This is a genomic window from Enterococcus sp. DIV2385 (assembly GCF_051711925.1).
GTDB lineage: Bacteria > Bacillota > Bacilli > Lactobacillales > Enterococcaceae > Enterococcus > Enterococcus faecalis.
On record NZ_JBIONV010000001.1, the window covers coordinates 1562287 to 1582406 of the forward strand.

The 20120-nt window shown below is 38.2% G+C and carries 17 protein-coding genes; 2 read left to right on the forward strand and 15 right to left on the reverse strand.

All coding sequences use genetic code 11. From position 1 onward, the window contains the following. Window positions 1-103: 103 nt before the first annotated feature. Complete coding sequence (locus IGM04_RS07705) at window positions 104-979, forward strand: NAD(P)H-hydrate dehydratase (protein ID WP_086317934.1); 876 nt, start codon at window positions 104-106, stop codon at window positions 977-979. 97 nt (window positions 980-1076) lie between these two features. Here IGM04_RS07705 and IGM04_RS07710 read toward each other — a convergent pair whose 3' ends face one another. The 4 genes from IGM04_RS07710 to IGM04_RS07725 all read right to left on the reverse strand — a co-directional run bounded on the left by IGM04_RS07710 (window position 1077) and on the right by IGM04_RS07725 (window position 4897). Beyond that, window positions 1077-2717 carry a peptide ABC transporter substrate-binding protein gene (locus IGM04_RS07710; RefSeq protein WP_047648940.1) on the reverse strand — a complete coding sequence of 547 codons (1641 nt, stop codon included), beginning with the start codon at window positions 2715-2717 and terminating at the stop codon, window positions 1077-1079. Between the two features lie 62 nt (window positions 2718-2779). Further along, the gene (locus tag IGM04_RS07715; protein ID WP_002365769.1) at window positions 2780-3100 is read right to left on the reverse strand and encodes a cupin domain-containing protein; all 321 of its coding nucleotides are present in this window, start codon (window positions 3098-3100) and stop codon (window positions 2780-2782) included. Window positions 3101-3234: 134 nt separating this feature from the next. Then, entirely contained in the window at window positions 3235-4254 is a 1020-nt protein-coding gene (locus IGM04_RS07720; RefSeq protein WP_086317935.1) for a branched-chain amino acid aminotransferase, read from the reverse strand. A gap of 190 nt (window positions 4255-4444) precedes the next feature. Next, on the reverse strand, window positions 4445-4897 hold the full coding sequence (locus IGM04_RS07725; RefSeq protein ID WP_010709492.1) for a DUF2188 domain-containing protein: 453 nt from the start codon (window positions 4895-4897) through the stop codon (window positions 4445-4447). A 216-nt stretch (window positions 4898-5113) separates the two neighbouring features. On the opposite strand from IGM04_RS07725, the gene IGM04_RS07730 reads away from it, so the two are divergent. Further along, the gene (locus tag IGM04_RS07730; protein WP_086317936.1) at window positions 5114-5683 is read left to right on the forward strand and encodes a hypothetical protein; all 570 of its coding nucleotides are present in this window, start codon (window positions 5114-5116) and stop codon (window positions 5681-5683) included. A gap of 46 nt (window positions 5684-5729) precedes the next feature. On the opposite strand, the gene IGM04_RS07735 is transcribed toward IGM04_RS07730, so the two are convergent. The 11 genes from IGM04_RS07735 to agaS all read right to left on the reverse strand — a co-directional run bounded on the left by IGM04_RS07735 (window position 5730) and on the right by agaS (window position 20119). After that, complete coding sequence (locus IGM04_RS07735; protein ID WP_086317937.1) at window positions 5730-6374, reverse strand: DUF998 domain-containing protein; 645 nt, start codon at window positions 6372-6374, stop codon at window positions 5730-5732. 120 nt (window positions 6375-6494) lie between these two features. Next, entirely contained in the window at window positions 6495-7649 is a 1155-nt protein-coding gene (locus IGM04_RS07740) for an AI-2E family transporter (protein ID WP_002386882.1), read from the reverse strand. A 739-nt stretch (window positions 7650-8388) separates the two neighbouring features. Beyond that, entirely contained in the window at window positions 8389-12363 is a 3975-nt protein-coding gene (locus tag IGM04_RS07745) for an endo-alpha-N-acetylgalactosaminidase family protein (protein WP_086317938.1), read from the reverse strand. Between the two features lie 149 nt (window positions 12364-12512). Continuing rightward, window positions 12513-12920, reverse strand: a complete 408-nt coding sequence (locus IGM04_RS07750) for a PTS sugar transporter subunit IIA (RefSeq protein ID WP_002407777.1) — start codon at window positions 12918-12920, stop codon at window positions 12513-12515. 19 nt (window positions 12921-12939) lie between these two features. Continuing rightward, complete coding sequence (locus tag IGM04_RS07755) at window positions 12940-13749, reverse strand: PTS system mannose/fructose/sorbose family transporter subunit IID (protein ID WP_002357254.1); 810 nt, start codon at window positions 13747-13749, stop codon at window positions 12940-12942. After that, a complete protein-coding gene (locus tag IGM04_RS07760; protein WP_002357253.1) occupies window positions 13736-14635 on the reverse strand; it encodes a PTS mannose/fructose/sorbose/N-acetylgalactosamine transporter subunit IIC in 900 nt (299 codons plus the stop codon). Before IGM04_RS07760 ends, IGM04_RS07755 begins: the two co-directional genes overlap by 14 nt. Before the next feature lie 13 nt (window positions 14636-14648). Beyond that, window positions 14649-15128, reverse strand: a complete 480-nt coding sequence (locus IGM04_RS07765) for a PTS system mannose/fructose/N-acetylgalactosamine-transporter subunit IIB (RefSeq protein WP_002361968.1) — start codon at window positions 15126-15128, stop codon at window positions 14649-14651. Next, entirely contained in the window at window positions 15125-16939 is a 1815-nt protein-coding gene (locus IGM04_RS07770; RefSeq protein ID WP_179189124.1) for a glycoside hydrolase family 35 protein, read from the reverse strand. The genes IGM04_RS07765 and IGM04_RS07770 overlap by 4 nt, the downstream gene beginning before the upstream one ends. A 32-nt stretch (window positions 16940-16971) precedes the next feature. Then, window positions 16972-17913 (reverse strand): hexose kinase, encoded by a 942-nt coding sequence (locus tag IGM04_RS07775; protein WP_080005031.1) that lies wholly within the window; start codon window positions 17911-17913, stop codon window positions 16972-16974. Window positions 17914-17928: 15 nt separating this feature from the next. Further along, complete coding sequence (gene lacD / locus IGM04_RS07780; protein ID WP_002357245.1) at window positions 17929-18924, reverse strand: tagatose-bisphosphate aldolase; 996 nt, start codon at window positions 18922-18924, stop codon at window positions 17929-17931. Window positions 18925-18946: 22 nt separating this feature from the next. After that, a complete protein-coding gene (gene agaS, locus IGM04_RS07785) occupies window positions 18947-20119 on the reverse strand; it encodes an SIS domain-containing protein (protein WP_086317940.1) in 1173 nt (390 codons plus the stop codon). Window position 20120: the final 1 nt, after the last annotated feature.

Consider the following 20120-nt stretch of genomic DNA (forward strand, 5'->3'; position numbering starts at 1 on the left):
CATTGCCTTCAATAGAGTAACTTTTAACATTAAATAAACTGATTTTTTCGGGGCTCTTGTAGTATACTGAGAACAAAGAAATCCCAAGAAAAGGAGTGATAGAATGCGCTATTTAAGCAAGGACATTTTAGAGGAAGTCATCACTCAACGCCCCTCCGACTCTTATAAAAGCAATTTTGGGCGTGTCGTATTAATCGGAGGAAACCGACAATATGGCGGAGCCATCATCATGAGTACCGAAGCGTGTATCAATAGTGGCGCTGGTCTCACCACTGTGATTACTGATGTTAAAAATCACGGGCCTTTACATGCAAGATGCCCAGAAGCGATGGTCGTGGGCTTTGAAGAAACAGTCCTTCTGACGAACGTCGTAGAGCAAGCGGATGTTATTTTAATTGGTCCAGGTTTAGGCTTAGATGCTACTGCACAACAAATATTAAAGATGGTACTCGCCCAACATCAAAAACAACAATGGTTAATTATCGATGGCTCAGCAATTACCCTGTTTAGCCAAGGCAATTTTTCCCTTACCTATCCTGAAAAAGTTGTTTTCACACCTCATCAAATGGAATGGCAACGTTTGAGTCACTTACCTATCGAGCAACAAACACTGGCAAATAACCAGCGCCAACAAGCAAAATTAGGCAGTACGATTGTTTTAAAAAGTCATTGCACCACAATTTTCCACGCAGGAGAACCTTTTCAAAATACAGGTGGCAACCCTGGGATGGCTACTGGCGGAACTGGGGATACCTTGGCTGGCATCATTGCTGGTTTTTTAGCTCAGTTTAAGCCGACAATTGAAACCATTGCTGGCGCCATCTACTTACACAGTCTCATTGGAGATGATTTGGCCAAAACTGACTATGTTGTTTTACCAACGAAGATTAGTCAAGCCTTGCCGACATATATGAAAAAATATGCCCAGCCCCACACTGCACCTGATTCTGAACTATTAGAACAGAAGCGTTCGAGATAAAACCCGAAAAGGCTAAATGGTGACAAATTTTGGGTTAAAAAGCAGGATTTAAGCCTGGGCCGAAAATCAAAAGCGATTTTCAGCCCAGGCTCTCTTTTTATTTTTCCTTATAAACATTTTTTAACGTTAATGGAGCGCCAAAGGTATGAAAATTCAAGCCTTTGACTTTATCATTTTGCAGGACTGTTTGTTCATTTTGGCTAAGTGGAATCATGCCAGCAGTCGTTTCAATCACTTCTTTTTCAGCTGCAATCAGTGTCGCCCATCTTTTTTCTGGCTCTAAGGCATAGGTTGTGGCTGCTTCATCTAATAATTTGTCATAGACAGGGTTCTGATAATTGCGATCATTGCCCTTGTATAAAGTCATCAGGGTAGAAATAGGGTCTTGATAGTCTGGTGTCCAGTAAATTAAGAATAAATCATAGTCACTTTCTCGCCCAAAGTTCAATGCAGCTTCAGTCGGCAATGCGGTTAGCTCTATTGTCAAACCAGGAAACAATTCTTGTAGCGAGCCTTGCAAACTTTCACCAATTTTTTTGTAAGAACCATCATCTGTTACCATCAATTCAACGTTAACCTTTTCTCCTAATTCTGCTTGTGCTTTTTTCCAATAACTTTGCGCTTTTTCTTTGTTATAAACCATTAAATTACCTGCTTCTTGACGAAAATCGAGACCCGTTGTGGGATTCGCCACAAAGCCTTCCGTAATCGCACCATGTAGCGCTTTAGAACCATCTGCAATAATATTATTGACTAGATTTTCTTTATCTATTCCTAAAGCCAACGCTTTACGCAGGTTTTCGTTTGCAAGCGGCGTTGCTTGCCCTTTCCGTTTTTGATTTAAGCGCAAATAGTTCATTGTCGCTGTTGGATACGAATGATACAACGTATTATTTTTATTCTGTTGCGCCAGTTCACCACTTAGTGTAGCCACATCTAATTGTCCATCTTCAAAAAGATTCAATGCAGTAGATGTTTCTTTGATAACCGTATAATTGATAATGTCTGAGCGCACGTTCTGGTGATCCCAATAGCGATTATTTTTTGCTAGTTGCCAGTCCATCTTTGTTTGCTGCCAATCTTTTACCACAAACGGGCCATTATAGACGACTTTATCGCTAGCAGTTCCATAGTCCGCACCAAATTGTTCGACTACTTTTTGATTTTGCGGGAAAAATGTAGGAAAAGCTAACAAGGACGTAAAGTACGGTTTTGGCTCTTTGAGCGTCACCTTTAATGTATAATCATCCACAGCTGTGACACCAAGTTCATTGGGTGCTAATTTTCCCGCTGAGATTTCTGCACCATTTTGAATTGTTTCAACGATGAGGAAGCTATAAACAAAGCCGTTTTTAGGATCAATCATTTTTTTCCAAGCATATTCAAAATCATGCGCTGTGACAGGATCATCGTTACTCCAAACCGCTTCTTTTCTCAAAGAAATCGTGTAGGTTTTTCCATCTTCTGAAATCGTCGGCAATGCTTTTGCTACGGCTGGTACCAATTGGTCTTGTTCATCTAAACTATATAACCCTTCAAACGCTGCTGTTTGGACAATAGCATCTGGAAAATCCAATAATACAGAGGTGTTGAGCGTTGTTAATTCCGAGGGTGACATCAGTTGAACGGCTTCTTTGGTATTTTTCTGTTTCTTTTTATTTTCATTTTTATTGGTACACCCAGCTAAAAATCCTACCAATAAAATACAAACCATTGTGATTTTTAAATACTTTTTCATCTTCTTTCTCCTATAACTCTTCATTTTTTTATGCTCTTACTTACAGAAAGACAGCTCCCCTTTTATTTTGTCCTTTCCACAAGCATCCAGACAACGACCGCTGGCTCCAACCCATCATTATAATTAATGTGCCCCTCACCAGCTTCAATTAATTGGGCTTGTCCAGCTTTTCCAACTAAGTCTTGACCATCTTCTAAAATCGTATGTGCTTCGCCAGAAATCACATAAGAATATTCATCCTGTTCATGGCGAGCATATCCAGCTAAAGGCCGTTTTTCACCAGGTTGTAATGTAATAATGCCCATTTGAACTTGTGCATTTGGTTGGTTTTCTTTATCAAAAAAAATCGTCATTTCTTCTGATTCTGCTGATTTAATAAGCAATAGCTTCCCCTCCTTTTTTAAATCTTGTATCTTCCATTATTCCTTTAAATAGTATTAAAGTCAATCTTTTTATAGAAAATTCTGAATATTCTACACAAAAAAAAGAGAGCATGAATTCTCTCTTTTTTGTCTCTTTAAACTTTTACAATCCAGCCTTCTGGCGCTTCTTTGTCACCAAACTGTATGCCAACCAATTCATCATATAGTTGTTTGGTCACTGGTCCAACTTCTGTTTCACTATAAAACACATGGAAATCTGTGCCATTTTGAATCCCTCCAATAGGAGAAATAATCGCCGCTGTGCCACAAGCACCCGCTTCGGAGAAGTCCGCTAATCGATCAATGTAAACGTCTCCTTCAAGCGCCGTCATCCCTAAACGTTCTTCTGCTAGCGTCAATAATGAATATTTAGTAATACTTGGTAAAATAGACGCTGATTTCGGCGTAATAAAAGTACCATCTTTGGTTATGCCAAAGAAATTGGCTGCACCAACTTCTTCAATTTTCGTATGCGTATACGGATCTAAATAAATGCAATCACTAAATTCTTTCTCATGTGCTTCTGCACCTGGTAAAAGACTAGCTGCATAATTGCCCCCCACTTTAGCGGCCCCAGTTCCTCGACCCGCTGCTCGATCATAGTCAGAAACAATAAAGTTGGTTGGTGCTAAACCATTTTTAAAATACGAACCAACCGGCACGCAAAAAATAGAAAAAATGTATTCTTTGGCGGGTGCTACGCCAATATTATCGCCGACACCAATCATATAAGGGCGAAGATACAACGTACCGCCCGTTCCATATGGCGGTAAATAAGCAAGGTTGGCTTTCACCACTTCTTGGCATGCAGAAACAAAGGTTTCTACTGGTACTTGTGGCATCAGTAGACGCGCACAACTTTTTTGTAACCGTTTGGCATTTTCATCTGGACGAAACAAATTGACAGAACCATCTGCACATTGATACGCTTTTAATCCTTCAAAACATTGTTGGCCATAATGTAAAGCAGGCGAACCTTCACTAATCGTTAACTGATTGTTATCTGTTAGCGTGCCTTCTTCCCACTTGCCATCTCGCCAATAACTAATATAACGAAAGGGCGTTTTAATGTAAGAAAATCCTAAATTATTCCAATCAAGATTGGCTTTTTCCATTGTCGTAGCACCTCAATTATTTTGATTTTTTATCTTAATTAGTGTAATTGTACCCACCAAAAACTAGAAAAGCAAGTCTTATTCTCATTCTTAACTTTTGTTATTTTTTCTTACTTGTCCATTTCTCCCTCGCAAAAAAACCTTGATAACCGTTTCTTGAATTGCAACGGAATATCAAGGTTTCGAAAAATTATTCAGTATATTCTTTGGTTTCTTGTAACGTACCATCTTGCTTATAGATTTTCAACTTTGTTTGCTTATTCCGAGCAATTTCTTGAGCTCGTTCAACCGCCTCTTGTTTGTGGGTAAATGTATTACTTGCTTTTTCAGCGCTGTCTGAAATCACCAACCATTGGCCGTCTTTATATTTAACGTTGACAGCCGCCGTTAATAATTTTCCCGCATGTTTATCCTGTTTATGCGAATCTTGTTTCGTAGGATTTGCTTCTTGTTCGAAGGCTTTTTTGTCTGCTGCACTTGCCTCTTGATACCATTTCTCCGCTTGACTAATCGCAATTGGAATGGCGCGATCATCAGGGTAGCCATCCGCAAGCAACGCATTGCCAATATCTATCGCTTTTTTCCGAATCAAAGGTGCTAAATTTTTCATTGATGTAGGATAATCATTCATATTCCAAGGCATCAAAATCTCCTCCTTAAATTCTGTCTATTACTAGCTTACTACAGAAAAGGAACATTTGAAAAAGAAATGATTACTTTGAATATTTCCTGAACATTCTTGAGAGAATAAGCCTAATTTCCCGTTGGCCAAACTTCTCAATCTTTGAGTGTATGATTACTCATTTCCCTTTGAATCAGTTATGATAAAGGAAGAAATAAATTTTTTGGAGGGATTTTTATGAAAATGTCTAAAGTACTCACCCCTGTTTTGACGGCAACTGCTGCTCTTGTGCTGCTTAGTGCTTGTTCATCTGATAAAAAAACAGATAGTAGTTCTAGTAGCAAAGAAACAGCTAATTCAAGTACAGAAGTAGTCTCTGGTGCTTCAATTAGTGCCAAGCCTGAAGAACTCGAAATGGCGTTAAGTGATAAAGGAAATTGGATTGTCGCAGCTACTGACAATGTCACTTTTGATAAAGAGGTAACAGTTGCTGGTACTTTCCATGATAAGGGGAAAGATTCCAACGATGTCTATCGCAAATTAGCGCTTTATTCTCAAGATGATAATAAAAAAATAACTGCTGAATATGAAATCACGGTTCCTAAACTAATCGTTTCTTCTGAAAATTTCAACATCGTTCACGGGACTGTCAAAGGTGATATTGAGGTGAAAGCAAATGGCTTTACTTTAAATGGTACCAAAGTTAATGGCAATATTACTTTTGATAAACAAGAATACAAAGATTCTGCTGACTTAGAAAAAGATGGTGCCACTGTTACTGGTGAAGTCACCGTAGCCAATAATTAAGTTCTTACCAGACAATTTTAACTAGTAAAAAACCAATGACGAATGTTCAATCAAATTTGTCATTGGTTTTAGTTTGTAAACACAGTGCCAGCATTGGTAGATAATTACAAAATGAACTCACTCTTTGCCATAAGCCTAAATAATTAAATGGTTTTACCTGTTGTAGTTGTGGAATCCTTGCTAAGCCATATAAGCCGGCTGCAAGCATACATAAAATAAACAAAAAGCCAAAAAGTTTTTTATTTTTTTGCGAACCGTATTTACTATAGATAATGGTTAAGACGCCTGATAACAACAAAAAGCCTGTATAACCGACTGCTGATCCTCCGTTATGAAGCGCGGCAGCAACTGTGCCAGCGCTTGAAGTGTCTACGCTGAAGAGCCCACTGAAAATACAATCAAATAAACCATAAGCGCCAATCATTGCCACTACTAACCAAGCACCTTTTTTCGTTTTTCTGGAAAAAATAGCATATATCCTAGGTAAACTTGCTAACATCAACATTCCCGCAATGATAGTTAACCGATTAAAGTTTTCCCTAACTGGACTATTCACATCACCTAATAAGCTAATTACTTCTGTCAATTGATTGTAACCTTGATCTTTGAATCCGACATAATAAGGTGTAAAAAAATCAAGTAAGACCCCTAAAACTAAAAAATAGCCGCCATATTTTTTTAAAAGCTGCATTTATTCACCTCAATTTTGATTTTCTATTTATTTTAAGTATAGCATATCAAAAATTCCAAATAATGAAACTTTCTGTTCCACTAAAAAACTTTTCGTCAACGCGAGACGAAAAGTTTTACTTTAGGATTCAATAGAATCTACAATCTTATCATTTTCTTTTGATTCATTTAGCCACTCCGAGACAATAATTTTAATGATTGCAGCAACAGGAACTGCTAAAAACATCCCTAAGACGCCGAAGTACGCTCCCCCAATCGTGATTGAAACAATAATTAAAATCGGATTGACATTTAGGGCATCTCCCATAATTCGAGGACCAATAATATTGCCGTCAATTTGTTGTAAAATTAATAAAACTAGTAACACCGTAATTGCTTGAGTAACACCACCTGTGAAAAGCGTAATCACACCAGCAACAATTGATGCAAAAATCGAACCAAAATAAGGAATCATATTACAAATACCTAATAAAATCCCCAAAGTCACAGCAAATTTCACATTCAAAATACTTAACAAAATCGTTGATGAAACGCCAATTATACAAGCATCAAGAAATTGGCAACTGATAAATTTATAGAAAATTTTATTCGTTGTATTTAACCAGGTTTGTGTTTGCTTGTACACTTTTTCAGACAGCAATTTGTGGGCAGCCTTTTCAACAAATGTCAAAATAGATTGCTTAAATACCAGCGCATAAATTGAGATAATCAACGTTAAAAATGCATTTAAAAAGAATGAGGAAACATTTTTAGTCAACGTTCCTAATGAAAATAACGCTTGTGTCCATTGATTTAAAAAACGTTCCGGCGACAAATCTTTAAGGACGCTATTTAAATATTTTTCAATCGCAGCTGTTTTTAAAATCCCTTTATCTTCTAAACTCATCACAAACTGAACCATGTGATCATAAAAAGTGGGTAAAGAGTTTGCTAAATCTACTAAATTACTAATGAGTAGCGGAACGATATAGTTTAATGTCAAAACAAAAATAAACAAAATAATCAGGTACAAAAGGAGTACGCTCAAGCCGTGTTTCGCTTTTTTAACGACTGGTAAAGGAACTCTTTCTAGTAATCCCTCGATTTTTTTCTGACTTCCACTCAATAAATAAGCAATCACAAACCCAGTAATGAATGGGGATAAGATGCCTAATAAACCCGAAACACTATGGACAAAGTGCTGATAATTCGTGATTAATAAATAGCCAACAATCAGCGCCATTACAAATAAAAAGCGGACAACCCAGTAATTCCAATCAACATTGTATTTCTTCAATCACTTCACCTCTAAATAAATTATGCCTATCATTGTAATTGTAAACGATTTGTGGCAAAAGGCAAGTTTGTCCATTCGTTCTTGATGAAATACACAAAGAAGCCTGACACTTAAAAAAATGTGTCTGTTTATTCTACAGTATAAAAATGAGGCACTAGACCTTGCTTCTTTTCATAAAAGAAGTAGAGCGTGGGACAAAAATCACTTTGGATTTTTGCTTCACGCTCAAAAACTGATAAACGGCGAGAACAGAAGCAACACTACGCGTTGCTCCGATCTCAACAACTTCTAAGGTGTTTTCTCGACATGCGTCTCGTCACAGTACAGCCTTCAAAAGAGCTACAGCTCTAAGAGTTGCGATGTTTCACTGTGAAGCATGAACAGATGAAATCATCGTACCTACTTGGTGAAGGTCCTTCGGAAATAAGCCGAAATTGTTGAGAATCACGAAGAACGTAGTGATTCGATGATGAACAATACCTACTTGGTCTCCAAAAATTAAAGAACACCGGGTCCTTCAATTCTAGCATGTTCCATGCTTAGAAATTGATGCGAACGAAACGGAGTGTAGTGTATCATGCAACATCAACTCGTTCCTCGTTGTGTTTTATGACAATTTTCGGAAATTTCTTCTTATTGCTGAGAAACACTATTTGCAAAGCAAATAGATGTTGAACAGTACCTACTTGGTTCTCGGAGTTAAGCACTTCTGTCCCGACCTCTTCTAGATAGACTAAATTTATTTTTTCGATTCCACTGTGACCGTAAAGTTATCCATAATGAAATCTTTATCGGCACCTGTTGTAAAAATACCAAACGTAGTGTTTCCTGAAGCATCCCCAATTATTTCTGCTTCATAATGCTTGGTTTGACCATCTGCTGCTGTCGAAGTCAACTCACCGACTGGCTTAAAGTCATTGTTATTTTTCAACTCCCCATTAATGGTCCCAGCAGTAAAGACATTTTCACCATCAGTTTGATAATCAAATTGGACCGTATATTTCTTGTTCGGTTCAAATTTAATATTTTGCGGAATTGTTTGAAGCATCAAACCTGCTCCTTGTTTATGGGCCTTCAAGGACCAGTTGCCTTCTAATACATCTGAAACAAGGTTTCCATTCCAACCATATTGTGTGTAAGGTTCATTTCTTTCTGATAAATGAATCCGTGGATCTTCTACACCACCAGCTGAGCCTTTAACAAACGGATATAACCCAACTGCTTGTGTGTCTTCAAAATCTTGCTTAATAACTGTTTGTTTGTCTGGGTTCATGATATCCGTTTGACGCTCAACAATTCGTAAATCATCAAATTTTGTAACGGAATTGCCTTTATCAACCGCTAACGTCACCGAGCCTTTTTTGGCATTATCTGGGATTTCAAAATCAATTCGCATATTTTGCATATACTGCGGATTTTTCCTGCTTGTATGGTTAATATCTGCCTGAATATAGTTTTGGGCAACCGAATTATTCACTGTCCGCGTATATTTTTTACCACCAATTTTAACAGTTACTGTGGCTTTGCGATCATGTGTTTCTGTGTTTAGATACAAACTATATTTTCCTGGTTTAGGAAGATTGATGTCTTGTTTGATTTCGGTTCTTTCTTTTTCTGAACTAAAGACATAATCACCGTTAGCATCTTTTTTAACCTCTCCATCACCTCGGAAAACTTTCCAGTTATTTTTCAAGGTATTGGCTTCATTAAATCCAGGATCTTTAAATGGTGTTCCTGTTCCAAATGTCATCGGTTCAATACTGTCAGGTTCAGCAATGACATACGGTGTATTAGCCTCGGCTTGGATGGTCACTTGGTTATTTGTAGTGGCAATTGCGCCTTTGTCAATACGCCCTTGATCTGTTAATTCATATAAATGTAAATTCGTTTTTCCTTGCATTTTCTTATCCAATGACCAAGTGCTGGTACCGCCTTTTGGATTCCAGTGATATAGTTTGTCTTGACCATTGACATTCCAAGGCAGTAGATACGCATCACCTTTTAGAACTTCTGTCTCATTTAACGTAATGCTTCTTGGCGAATTAGCATCTGCTTGAGTAACGGTCACTTTTTCAGCACCGTTCGCTAATTTAATCGTGCCATAGATTTGACCATCTTCTGCTGTTGTAGTTTCCCAGTTTGTAATTTGGTAATGTTGTAAGAACTTAGTTGGGACATTAATGGCAAAAGTTTTTTGGCGATAGGTATTAAAATTGGTTTTACCCACCCAACCTTCATAGGCTTCAAATTCAGCTCCACCTAACAAAGGGTTGTCGGAAATAATCCAAGTGTCTTTTTGATGATTCCGAATAAAACGAACGATTGTACTGTTAAAGCCTTTCGTTGTTGTACCGCCGTAATCTTTTTCTGCAGACCAATGGTTCCAAACCGAGTCATACTCTAAAGCATTCGGAAATTCATTGGTTGTAAACCAACCGAGTGAATTAATTTCTTTACTTAGTTGACGACTTGCCCAACCTGATTCGCCTTGGTTGCCCCAAACATCAACATAAATATAATCTAGATTCGGTGCTTTTTGTTTTAATTCTTTAAAGCGCTCATAGCGACGACCACTCAATGCATCGGGTCTTTGTTTAATAAAATAAGACGGATCTAACCAATCCCAGCCACGCTTCGTTGGATCAACTAATTCCTCATTAAATCCTTTTGCTTCTGGGTAAGACTCGGTGTCATTAATATGCACACCGAAAACGGCATTTAATTTATGGCCTTCATCAATTAATTGATTCAACGCTTGTTCCCCGCCAGGTCGCTGACCAATAGCACCGTAATCTGGATGCGCAGAATCATGTCCTTCATTTTGATACCCTTTTAGTAAATTCATTTGTCCTAATCCATCTGTTAAATTGTAAATGCGTTTTGATTCGTCTAACGTCACTAAGAATGGGTTTGTCGCCTGACTAGCAAAGTTAAAAGGAATCCGTTGGTTGACTAATTCAGGGACTTTTTCCGCGCCCATTGGGTTATTCATAATTGAACGGAACCCAATTGCCGCATCTTGCCAATCCACCCGATTGTCGTCGTTGCTATCTTTTGAGAATTTAACTTTCACTTCTGGCGTTTCTCCAGTTGTGTAATCTTCCGGTGCATCAAATGGTCGATAGGTCCATGCCCCACTTGACAAGGTTGTTACAAAACCAGTCGCTGCTTCTTTTGTTTGTTTATGGATTCGATTGTTGTCACTACCATCGACAGAGCCGTCTCCATAGGCGTTCGTCCAAAAACTTGCAGCATAATTCGCTGTATTTAAGAAACCGTACATATATTTTTTCGTTTCTTCTTGGCTTGTTGTAGTTAAATCTTGGATAGTATCACCATTTTTATTTCCGTTATTTGCATTTGTCCCAGTATTCATCACAACGCCAGCAAAAGTCGCCCCTTCATCTGTACTATTGACAGAAATCAAGCCTTGATTTGGAATTGAAATTGTGTGTATTTTGGTTCCTTCTTCACGAATATCTGAGAGTTTCATAGCTAATTCTTGGCCTTCGGAAACAGTCAATGTCGTTGTGAAACGCAGGCCAATTTCTGGGACAGCTACGTTATAAACGGCTTGATTTGCTTCACTCTTTTGTTTTTCAGCAGTTGCTTTATATGCTTTGCCATCAATCATTACTTGGTCAATTTTCTCGTGTTGGCCATTAAAAATCACTTGATTACTCTGAGGGTCTTCGTAACGAATAATTCGTGGAAATTGTGGGTCAACCACGGCTGTTAAATCTGCAGAAGAGATTTTTTCGCCTTTTTCAGCTTCATTGTCTTTAGCAACAACAATGCTGGCTTTTGCTTTGATGTTTGTATTTTCCAAAGTACCGTCGACTTCAAAAGTTCCTGGTTCTTTGTATGCATCAGGATCGATTTCATCCCAACGGACTGCTTCATTGGCTTCTTTACCAGTATTATAGGTCACTTTTACTTGTTTCGGTAATTTTGGTGCGACACCAATTTTTGTAAAAACTTTGACTGGCGCAATTTGGGTCACTTCTGGCACAATTTCCGGAATGCTATCTACGGGGCCATTTTTAAAATAGTCATAATTGACAATTTTTTTGTCGTACCACAAACGGACACCCACATGTCCGGCTTCTGTTGGAATTTTGTCTCCGTTGGCCAAAACAGGTTCTCCTTCGTAAATCAACGTGGTGTTAAGCCAGATAGTAATTTTTTCACCAACATAACGTACTTTCAACAAATAATTCGTATCTTCATTTAACGTTGGCCCAGAAATTGAATCATTCCACGAATTAGGGCTTTCAACTAACCATTTGCCATTCGCGTTATAGCCTACAAAAACCCAGCTATCTTTGGTATTACCACGAATAATCACACCCGTCCGACCGCTTCCATCAGTGTATTTAAACCTTGTTTCTACTTCACCATCAGCTAATTTAGGGGAATCTAAATTTAAAGATACGGCATTATTACCTGCTGCTGCATCTCGTGAAATCGCCAATGACTCTCCTGCTAATTCTCGATTTGTTTTACCAATCACATCTTGCCACTCACCAATTTTCCCTCCTGGAAAATCAGATTGCCACAATTTTTCTTCTGTTGCGGTAGGTTCCACCATTGATGAGCTTGTTTCAGTGCTACTGTTTGTTGTTTCTTCTGCAGACGTACTTAATGGTACTAAAATCGTTGCGCTTGCCAATAGTGTCAATGTACTAAATCGTTTTATTTTTCCATGTTTCATCTGATAAATCAGCCCCCTAACATTTTTGAACACGCTTTCATTATTAACAATTAAAGGGGCGTTCCAAAAATAAATTCTTTTATTTTTGGAACGTCCATCTCTAAATCATTCTCTTAAAAACTTTAATTACTTACGACAACAAGTCAGAATTATTCATCCTCATCATCTACTGCAACATTTAGCAGCAATTCGTTGACTTTCACAATACTTTCTGCTGATTCCTTAACATAGTCACCTTCGATCGCTAATAAACTTGCATTTACATAGCTGATAACCATCGGTAAATTCATCCCAGTATATAAGTCAAACGAAGCACCTTGCATAATTTTTTTCGATAAAATATTACAAGGTGTCCCCCCTAATAGATCAGCAAAGACAACAAAATCTTCTAGCGATTCCGTAATCGCTTCAAATTTTTCTAAAAAGTCAGCTTCACCTTCTTCTGGTAATAAAGTAACAGTGGAAATTGTTTCTTGCGGTCCCATAATCATCTCCGCACTTTTTTTCAATTCCTCGCAAAAACGGCCATGACTTACTAGAACTAAATGTTCACTCATCGATTTTCTCCTGTCTTACTTATTTTGAAATAACACCTAACGCAGACAATGCGACACAGACAATTAATACGATAAAAATGGCTTTAGTAGACGTCATATTCTTTTTACCTAGCATCCAATAAACGCCACCGACAATTCCTGCAGGAAGTAGACGTGGTAAAATCATATCCAAGTTATTTTGCATGTTAAGTGTTACATCCCCAATACTTGGTGCCCATGATAGTTTGACATTAACCATCGTTGCCACTAAAGCGCCAACCATGAAGACCCCTAGTAAAGTTGCAGCGTCTGTTAAGGCAGTTAAGCGGTGTTGCATAGTTGTTACCAAAGAAATTCCTTCGCGATACGCAAATTCCAATTGTTTCCAACGGAAGACCATCACGGCAATTTGAGCAACAATCCAGATAAAGATACCAGTTGGGTTGCCATTAATCGCCATGTTGGCAGCTAGCGCCCCAAAAATAGTTGGAATTAAAGCTGCGAAAATTGAATCCCCAATTGCTGCAAACGGTCCCATTAAACCAGTTTTCAAACCTGAAACTGTTTGTTTTCCAGCAATGCCTTCTTTTTCTTCAATGGCCAAATCGATCCCTGTAATAATCGTATTAAAGAAGTTTGAAGTATTGAAAAATTGCGTGTGTGTTTTCATCACTTCTTTTAATTCAGGCGTATCATCCCCATAAATTTTACGCAATTGTGGCAAAATCGTATACAAGTAACCTGATCCTTGCATTCTTTCGTAGTTCCAACCTAATTGGAAAGTAAACAAGCTTCTGCGATTAATTTGTTTAAAATCTTCTTTCGTCAATTTATAATTAGATTTCGTCATCTTCAATCTCTCCTTCGTCTGAATCATTCGCTGCATGTTCTTTTTTGGCTGCTGGCCCACTCGGAATCATTTGACCATTTTTGTAGCTAATTGCGGCTAAAGCGAAACCAATTAAAGCAACTGCTAACATTGGTAGTGCGTTAAATACACCACTGAAGTCTTTCACAACGCTCGCAACAGATGTTCCTAAAAGTTGCATGTTTGTAAAGATTGTTCCTAGTAAAGCAGTTACAGTGAAACCAAGAATTAAATAAGGGAAATGTTTTTTCACTGGTAAGTAACGTAGTAAAATTGCAAAACCGACCGCTGGTAAGACCGCCCCAGCAACAGACAAGCCATCACCTAACCATTTCAAATCGCCATTTAGGACAGATACAACTTTTTGTACTAAACCACCACCAAAAGCAAGTGCTAAGAAGACTGGAATCATTCGAGAAAGAGACCAAGGTAAGGCACCCATTAAGAAGTTACGTTCAATTCCTTTGTAGTTCATATCTTCGACCATTTTATCAATCCGATGTGCAAAGTAGGTATTCGCAAAACGAGCCAAAATGTCTAATTGAATCATTAAACTAGCAACTGGTACTGCAATAGCAGCGATTGCTTGTTCAGGGTTCATTCCTAAAGACACAGAAAATGCTGTGGCAAGAATCGTACCTGAGTTAGCATCAATTTTGGAGGCACCCCCGAAAGTCCCAACTCCTAATACAGTTAATTGCATACTTCCACCAATAATAAGTCCTGCTTTAATATCCCCCATCACTAATCCTGCAAAAAGACCTGCAAACACTGGCGCACTTAATGAAGAATAAATTTGTAATTCATCTAAAATTTGGTATCCTGCGTATAATGTTAATAATAAGATCTGCCACCATAAGATATTCATTTTTTGTTCCCTCCTATTTTGTTATCAAACTCATAAAGTCTTCCGCTTTGTCACTTGGCACCATTTGAGCAATCAGATGGACACCTTTAGCATTTAACTCTTTAAAAACCTCAATATCTTGATCGACCACATTGATTGACTTAGTAATCGACCGTGTTTCGTTTGTTTGTGACATGTTCCCAACATTGATTTCTTTAATCGGCACCCCAAGTTCTACTAGTTTTAATAAACGATCTGGTTTCCGTACCACAATTAGTAAACGTTGTGAGTCGTATTTTCCTGCTAAAATATTTTGAGCAGCTTTTTCAACTGGTAACACGCTTAGTTTCACGCCAGCTGGTGTTGCTAATTTCAAGCCACTTTTTTCAATGGCATTCCCTGCAACTTCATCATCAACGACCATAATTCTGGAAATATTCAATTTTGTCGCCCATAAATTTGCCACTTGTCCATGAATCAAACGTCCATCAATTCTTACGCCAATAATACTCATTGTAATCCCTCTTTCATTTCTTTATATAGTGGTTCTTTTACTAACTGAATTTCTGGTTGGTACGTTCCTTCCGTTTCAAAAATGACGATCTCATTTTGCCCTTCTTTTAATAATCCTTTGGGAATATATAAGGAAAGCGTCGGACCAACATTCCAGAAACGACCAAGATTGGTTTGGTTAACAAAAACAATTCCTTTGCCGAATTTAGAAACATCAATAAATGTATCTTTCACTTCTGCTAACTCCATATGATACTGGTAAAAGCTTGGTTGATCAGGTTGCCATTCTCTTGAATAGTCTACCTGTTCACAGCTTGTCATAGGTAAACAATATTGTTGCCATTGCGTCATAAAATGTAAATCTGCCATGACACCCGTTCGAATCCCTTTTTTCTGAGTATCTGCGAATAGTTTATGCCCGTAATTGACACGACCCATATTTTCTATTAAAACATCGATTTGATTATTCTCTTGCGGCAGTGTAACGTAAATATCTTCGCCAATTTCCGTTTGATATTGCGTTGCTTGATGTACCTGATTGACAAATAATTGCAGACGATCACGACCGTCAATCACTCTTAGCTTTTCTTCTGCAGCATCTTTTTCAATGCTTGTTCGGTAAAGAAGATAGCCTGTATTTTGTCCTAATTGTTCCATGGTTTGCGGATAAACGCTGACCACTGGCTGACTAATCGTTTCTAAAGTCGCAAACAAACTCACTTTGTTGGTTAAAGGAATTGCTGTTTGCGCAAAAGATTCTTTTACTAATGGCTCAGCTTGTGGTAACGCAGGGTACTCTTCGTGAAGCATTTTTTGTAACGCAAAATACTTTTCGGTTGGGTTCCCTTGTTCATCAAGTGGCGCATCATAATCATAGGAAGTGATTTGTGGTAAATCAATGGTTCCTCGTGCGGAGCAGCCATTCATAAACCCAAAATTGGTGCCGCCATGAAACATATATAAGTTGATACTGCCTAATGCTAATGCTTCTCTAACTGATTCAGCCAATTCTTGCGGATCTCGTTTAATAATTGGCTCTTTCCAACGATTAAACCAGCCATCCCAAAATTCCATACACATTAACGGCCATTTTTTACCATGTTCTTCAAAAAAGGCTTGCATCATACCGAAATTTTCTTTGGCTTTTGAGCCAAAATTCCCAGTTACTAAAATATCATCTTCAATCATGCTGCCTGCCCGCAATGTTGCGCGCCATGGCCCGTCAGAAGTAAAAAATGGTGCTGTCACGCCACGTGCAATCATCAAATCGCGAATCGCCCGTAAATACGCTTTTTCTTCGCCAAATGAACCATATTCGTTTTCGATTTGAATCATTAAAATATTGCCACCGTTAGCAAGTTGATGCGGAACAATTTTTTCCATTAAAACATCATAATATTCCGCAACATGCTTCAGATAGGTTGGATTATTCGAACGCATCCGTCCTGGTTCATTTAATAGCCAAGCTGGAAAACCGCCAAACTCCCATTCTGCACAAATATAAGGAGACGGCCGCACAATCGCATATAGTCCAAGTTCTTGTGCTAATTTTAAAAAGCGCTCCAAATCTAATATTCCCTCAAAATGAAATGTTCCTTTTTGCGGTTCATGTAAATTCCATGGTACATATGTCTCAACTGTATTGAAGCCTAAAGCTTTCAAGTTATAAAGTGAATGATGCCAATCTGAGGGATCTACACGAAAATAATGAATGGCGCCTGATAAAATTTTAAATGGTTGACCATTTAAAAGAAACTCCTCTTTAATTTCAAATCTGTCCACATTGCCACCCTTTCTAGTAAACGCTTTCAATTACTGGATAATTGCTAAATAAAGAAAGCTCTTTATTTAGCAATTTCAACTACTTGGATGTTCATAAGATGTTTCTTCACGTTCTCTACATCTACATGCCCAGTCATTCTTTCTTGGGCATTAGCCATTCCAGCCGCCATGCCCCATTTTAGCAGTTCGGCCGCTGGGGCATCCTTGGCTAGTCCATATGCAAGACCAGCAATGGTTGCATCTCCTGAACCAACAGGATTTTTAGCTTGAATCGTTGGAATTTTTACACGATAGAATTGATCGTGATGTTTGGCAATTGCACCATCTTTTCCTAAAGATATGACAATCCATTCAATTCCCGCAAACATTGGTTTTGTTAAAGCTGTTTGTACAGCTGCTAATGGATTTTCTGAAAAATCTTGCTCTAGCAATCCTTCTAGTTCCTCTAAATTAGGTTTAATTAAATACGGTTTCCATGATCCTTGAAGAACTTGCCTTAAACTATCACCAGAAGTATCTAGTAGTACTTTAACCTCTTGTGCGTGAGCTTTTTGAACTAATTCTTGATAAAAATCTGATGGTAATCCTTTCGCTAAACTGCCAGAAATTGTGACAATTTCTGCTTGCTTAATTAATTGATCGAAATTTTCAAGGAAGTTACTGATTTCTTCTGGGGAAACAGTTGGTCCAGCTTCTAAAATTTCAGTTTGATTCCCCTCGTGCAAAATCGCAATCGAATCACGTGTTTCTTCTTTGATTGACGTAAATGCTTGGGGGATGTTTGCTTTCTTTAACTCATTTGCAATAAACGCCCCATGAAAACCACCAAGAACGCCGGTAGCGATAACATCTCCACCTAAATCATGAATAACGCGAGTGACATTTAGTCCTTTGCCACCAGGGGTTTTGGTCACCTGACTGGTCCGATTAACGGTATCAAGCTTTAGATGATCTAATAGGTAGGAGATGTCAATTGACGGATTCATTGTTACTGTTACTATCACAGCTATGCCTCCCAATTACCCTTCGTTTACTTGAACTTTCGCATGCCAAGAGCTGGCGGTTGCTGCGATGACTTCATTTAAACTTTCAATGTTTTCTCGGCCTTCTGTTTTTAACCAATCACAAGCCGCAGTTTCTCCTGCTTCAACGAAAGGTTTCACGCCATTTTTCCACGTAGCACGGCCACATAAAACACCATTAAATGTTGAACCAGCTTCTTTAGCGAAACGTAGTGTTTCTTGGAATAGCTCTGTTGAGACACCGGCACTTAAAAAGATAAATGGTAAATCAGTGGCTTGACTTTGTTCTAAGAAATAATTCGCCGCTTCCTCTTTTGTATACGCTGTTTCAGCCGGCGCAAAACCTTCTACAAAATTCATATTAACTGGAACTTCCACTTTCAATACATCTACTTTATATTGGGGTTTAGAAAATTCTTTCATCATTTCATTCACTTTATGCGGTTTAACTTTTGCATATTCTAAAGAAGTCGCATCTGCTATTTGTGCATCATAAGAAACTAATTCTAAGTAAAATGGTAGGTCTTCTTCTGCACATTCACTTCCTAAGCGTTCAATGAATACATGTTTTTGATGATTGATTTCTGGATCCTCATCCACATCATAGTATAGTAAAAATTTAATCGCATCTGCGCCTTCTTCTTTCAAGCGTAAAACAGACCAATCTGCTAGTAAATCAGGCAATCGTCCCGGAGTTGTTGCATCATAGCCCGTTTTTTCATAAGCGAGTAACAATCCAGCCTCGGTATCGCGTGCTTTTGCAGCAGGCAATCCATATTCTGGATCCAATAAAATGGCAGACGCATAAGGTGTCAATTCTTTCGAGACTAATTCTTTAAACGTTTCAATTTGTGCATCAGTTGGCTCTACATCTAGCGCTTTGATCATTTTTTTCAAGGCACCTCGTTGATCAATGGCTAATGCGCTAATGATTCCTTCTTGGGTTGACAAACGATCCATTGCCGCTTTTTTTCCAGCTGTTAACGTAAGCATAGTTCCTCCTCCAAATGTTGTATTATTTATAGTCATAAATCGTTACGCCTTTAACCACACGATTCACTGTACCTGTCGGTGAAGGGGTATCAGGTTTATTTCCAACTTTAATAGATGTTAAAAGTGCGACTGTTTGGGCTACCATGATATCTGCTAATGCTAAATAGCCATCAGGTAATAGAGCAGTTTCTGCGGAATATTCAATAGTTGAACCTGAGAAATTACGTTTGCCAGGTTGAGCAATCGCAAAAACACTCGCCGCAATTTCGTCACCGTGAACTTCTTCTAAGATATCCAAGTCATAATCTCTTGTGTATGGTGTATTATTAACAAAACCAAACATTATTGTTTTTTCATTAATAAATGATTTTGGTCCATGACGGAAGCCCATAGAAGAGTCAAAAATTGTGGCAACTTTACCAGCTGTTAGTTCTAAGATTTTTAATTGCGCTTCTCTTGTCAAACCAGCTAAACTTCCAGAACCAACATAAACAATTCGTTCAAAATCAAGGTTAACAATTTCATTTAATTCTTCTTCACGGGATAGCACTTCTTCACCTAATTTAATTAGAGCGGTTACATAATCTTGTTTTTGCTCAAAAGCTGTTTGATCAAAGAGTAGTAATGTACCCAAGGTCATGCAAGAAAAGCTACCAGTCATCGCAAAACCACCATCATTGGAACGTGTTGGCATTAAGAATAAAAAGCTGTTTTCTTCTTTTTGGCTTATTTGTGCCAGTTGTCCTTCTTCGGCACAAGTAATCGCTAAATGATGAATTGTTTCAACCACTTGATTAGCTACTTCAACTGCCGCTAAACTTTCAGGACTATTTCCACTTCTTGCAAACGAAACTAACAATGTTGGTTCGTCTTTAATCAGATAATCTTCTGGTTTGGCCACAATATCCGTTGTCCCAATACTTTCGAATGAAAAGGCTTGTGTGTCGCCGTGTGCTCGGAGATAAGGTACAACCGTATCACCGACATATTGTGAAGTCCCTGCTCCTGTAAAAATTACTCTTGTGCGTTTTCCTTGCGCTTTGGCTTGGACTTCTTTTAAAAAGTTTTCCAAAGCTGTTTGATTTTCATGATAAAGTGTCACGGTTTCTTGCCAAAGCTCAGGTTGCTGACGAATTTCACGTGTCGTGATTTCCGCTCCTAGTTGTTCTAGTTCTTCTTTTTCTGCTGTAAACATA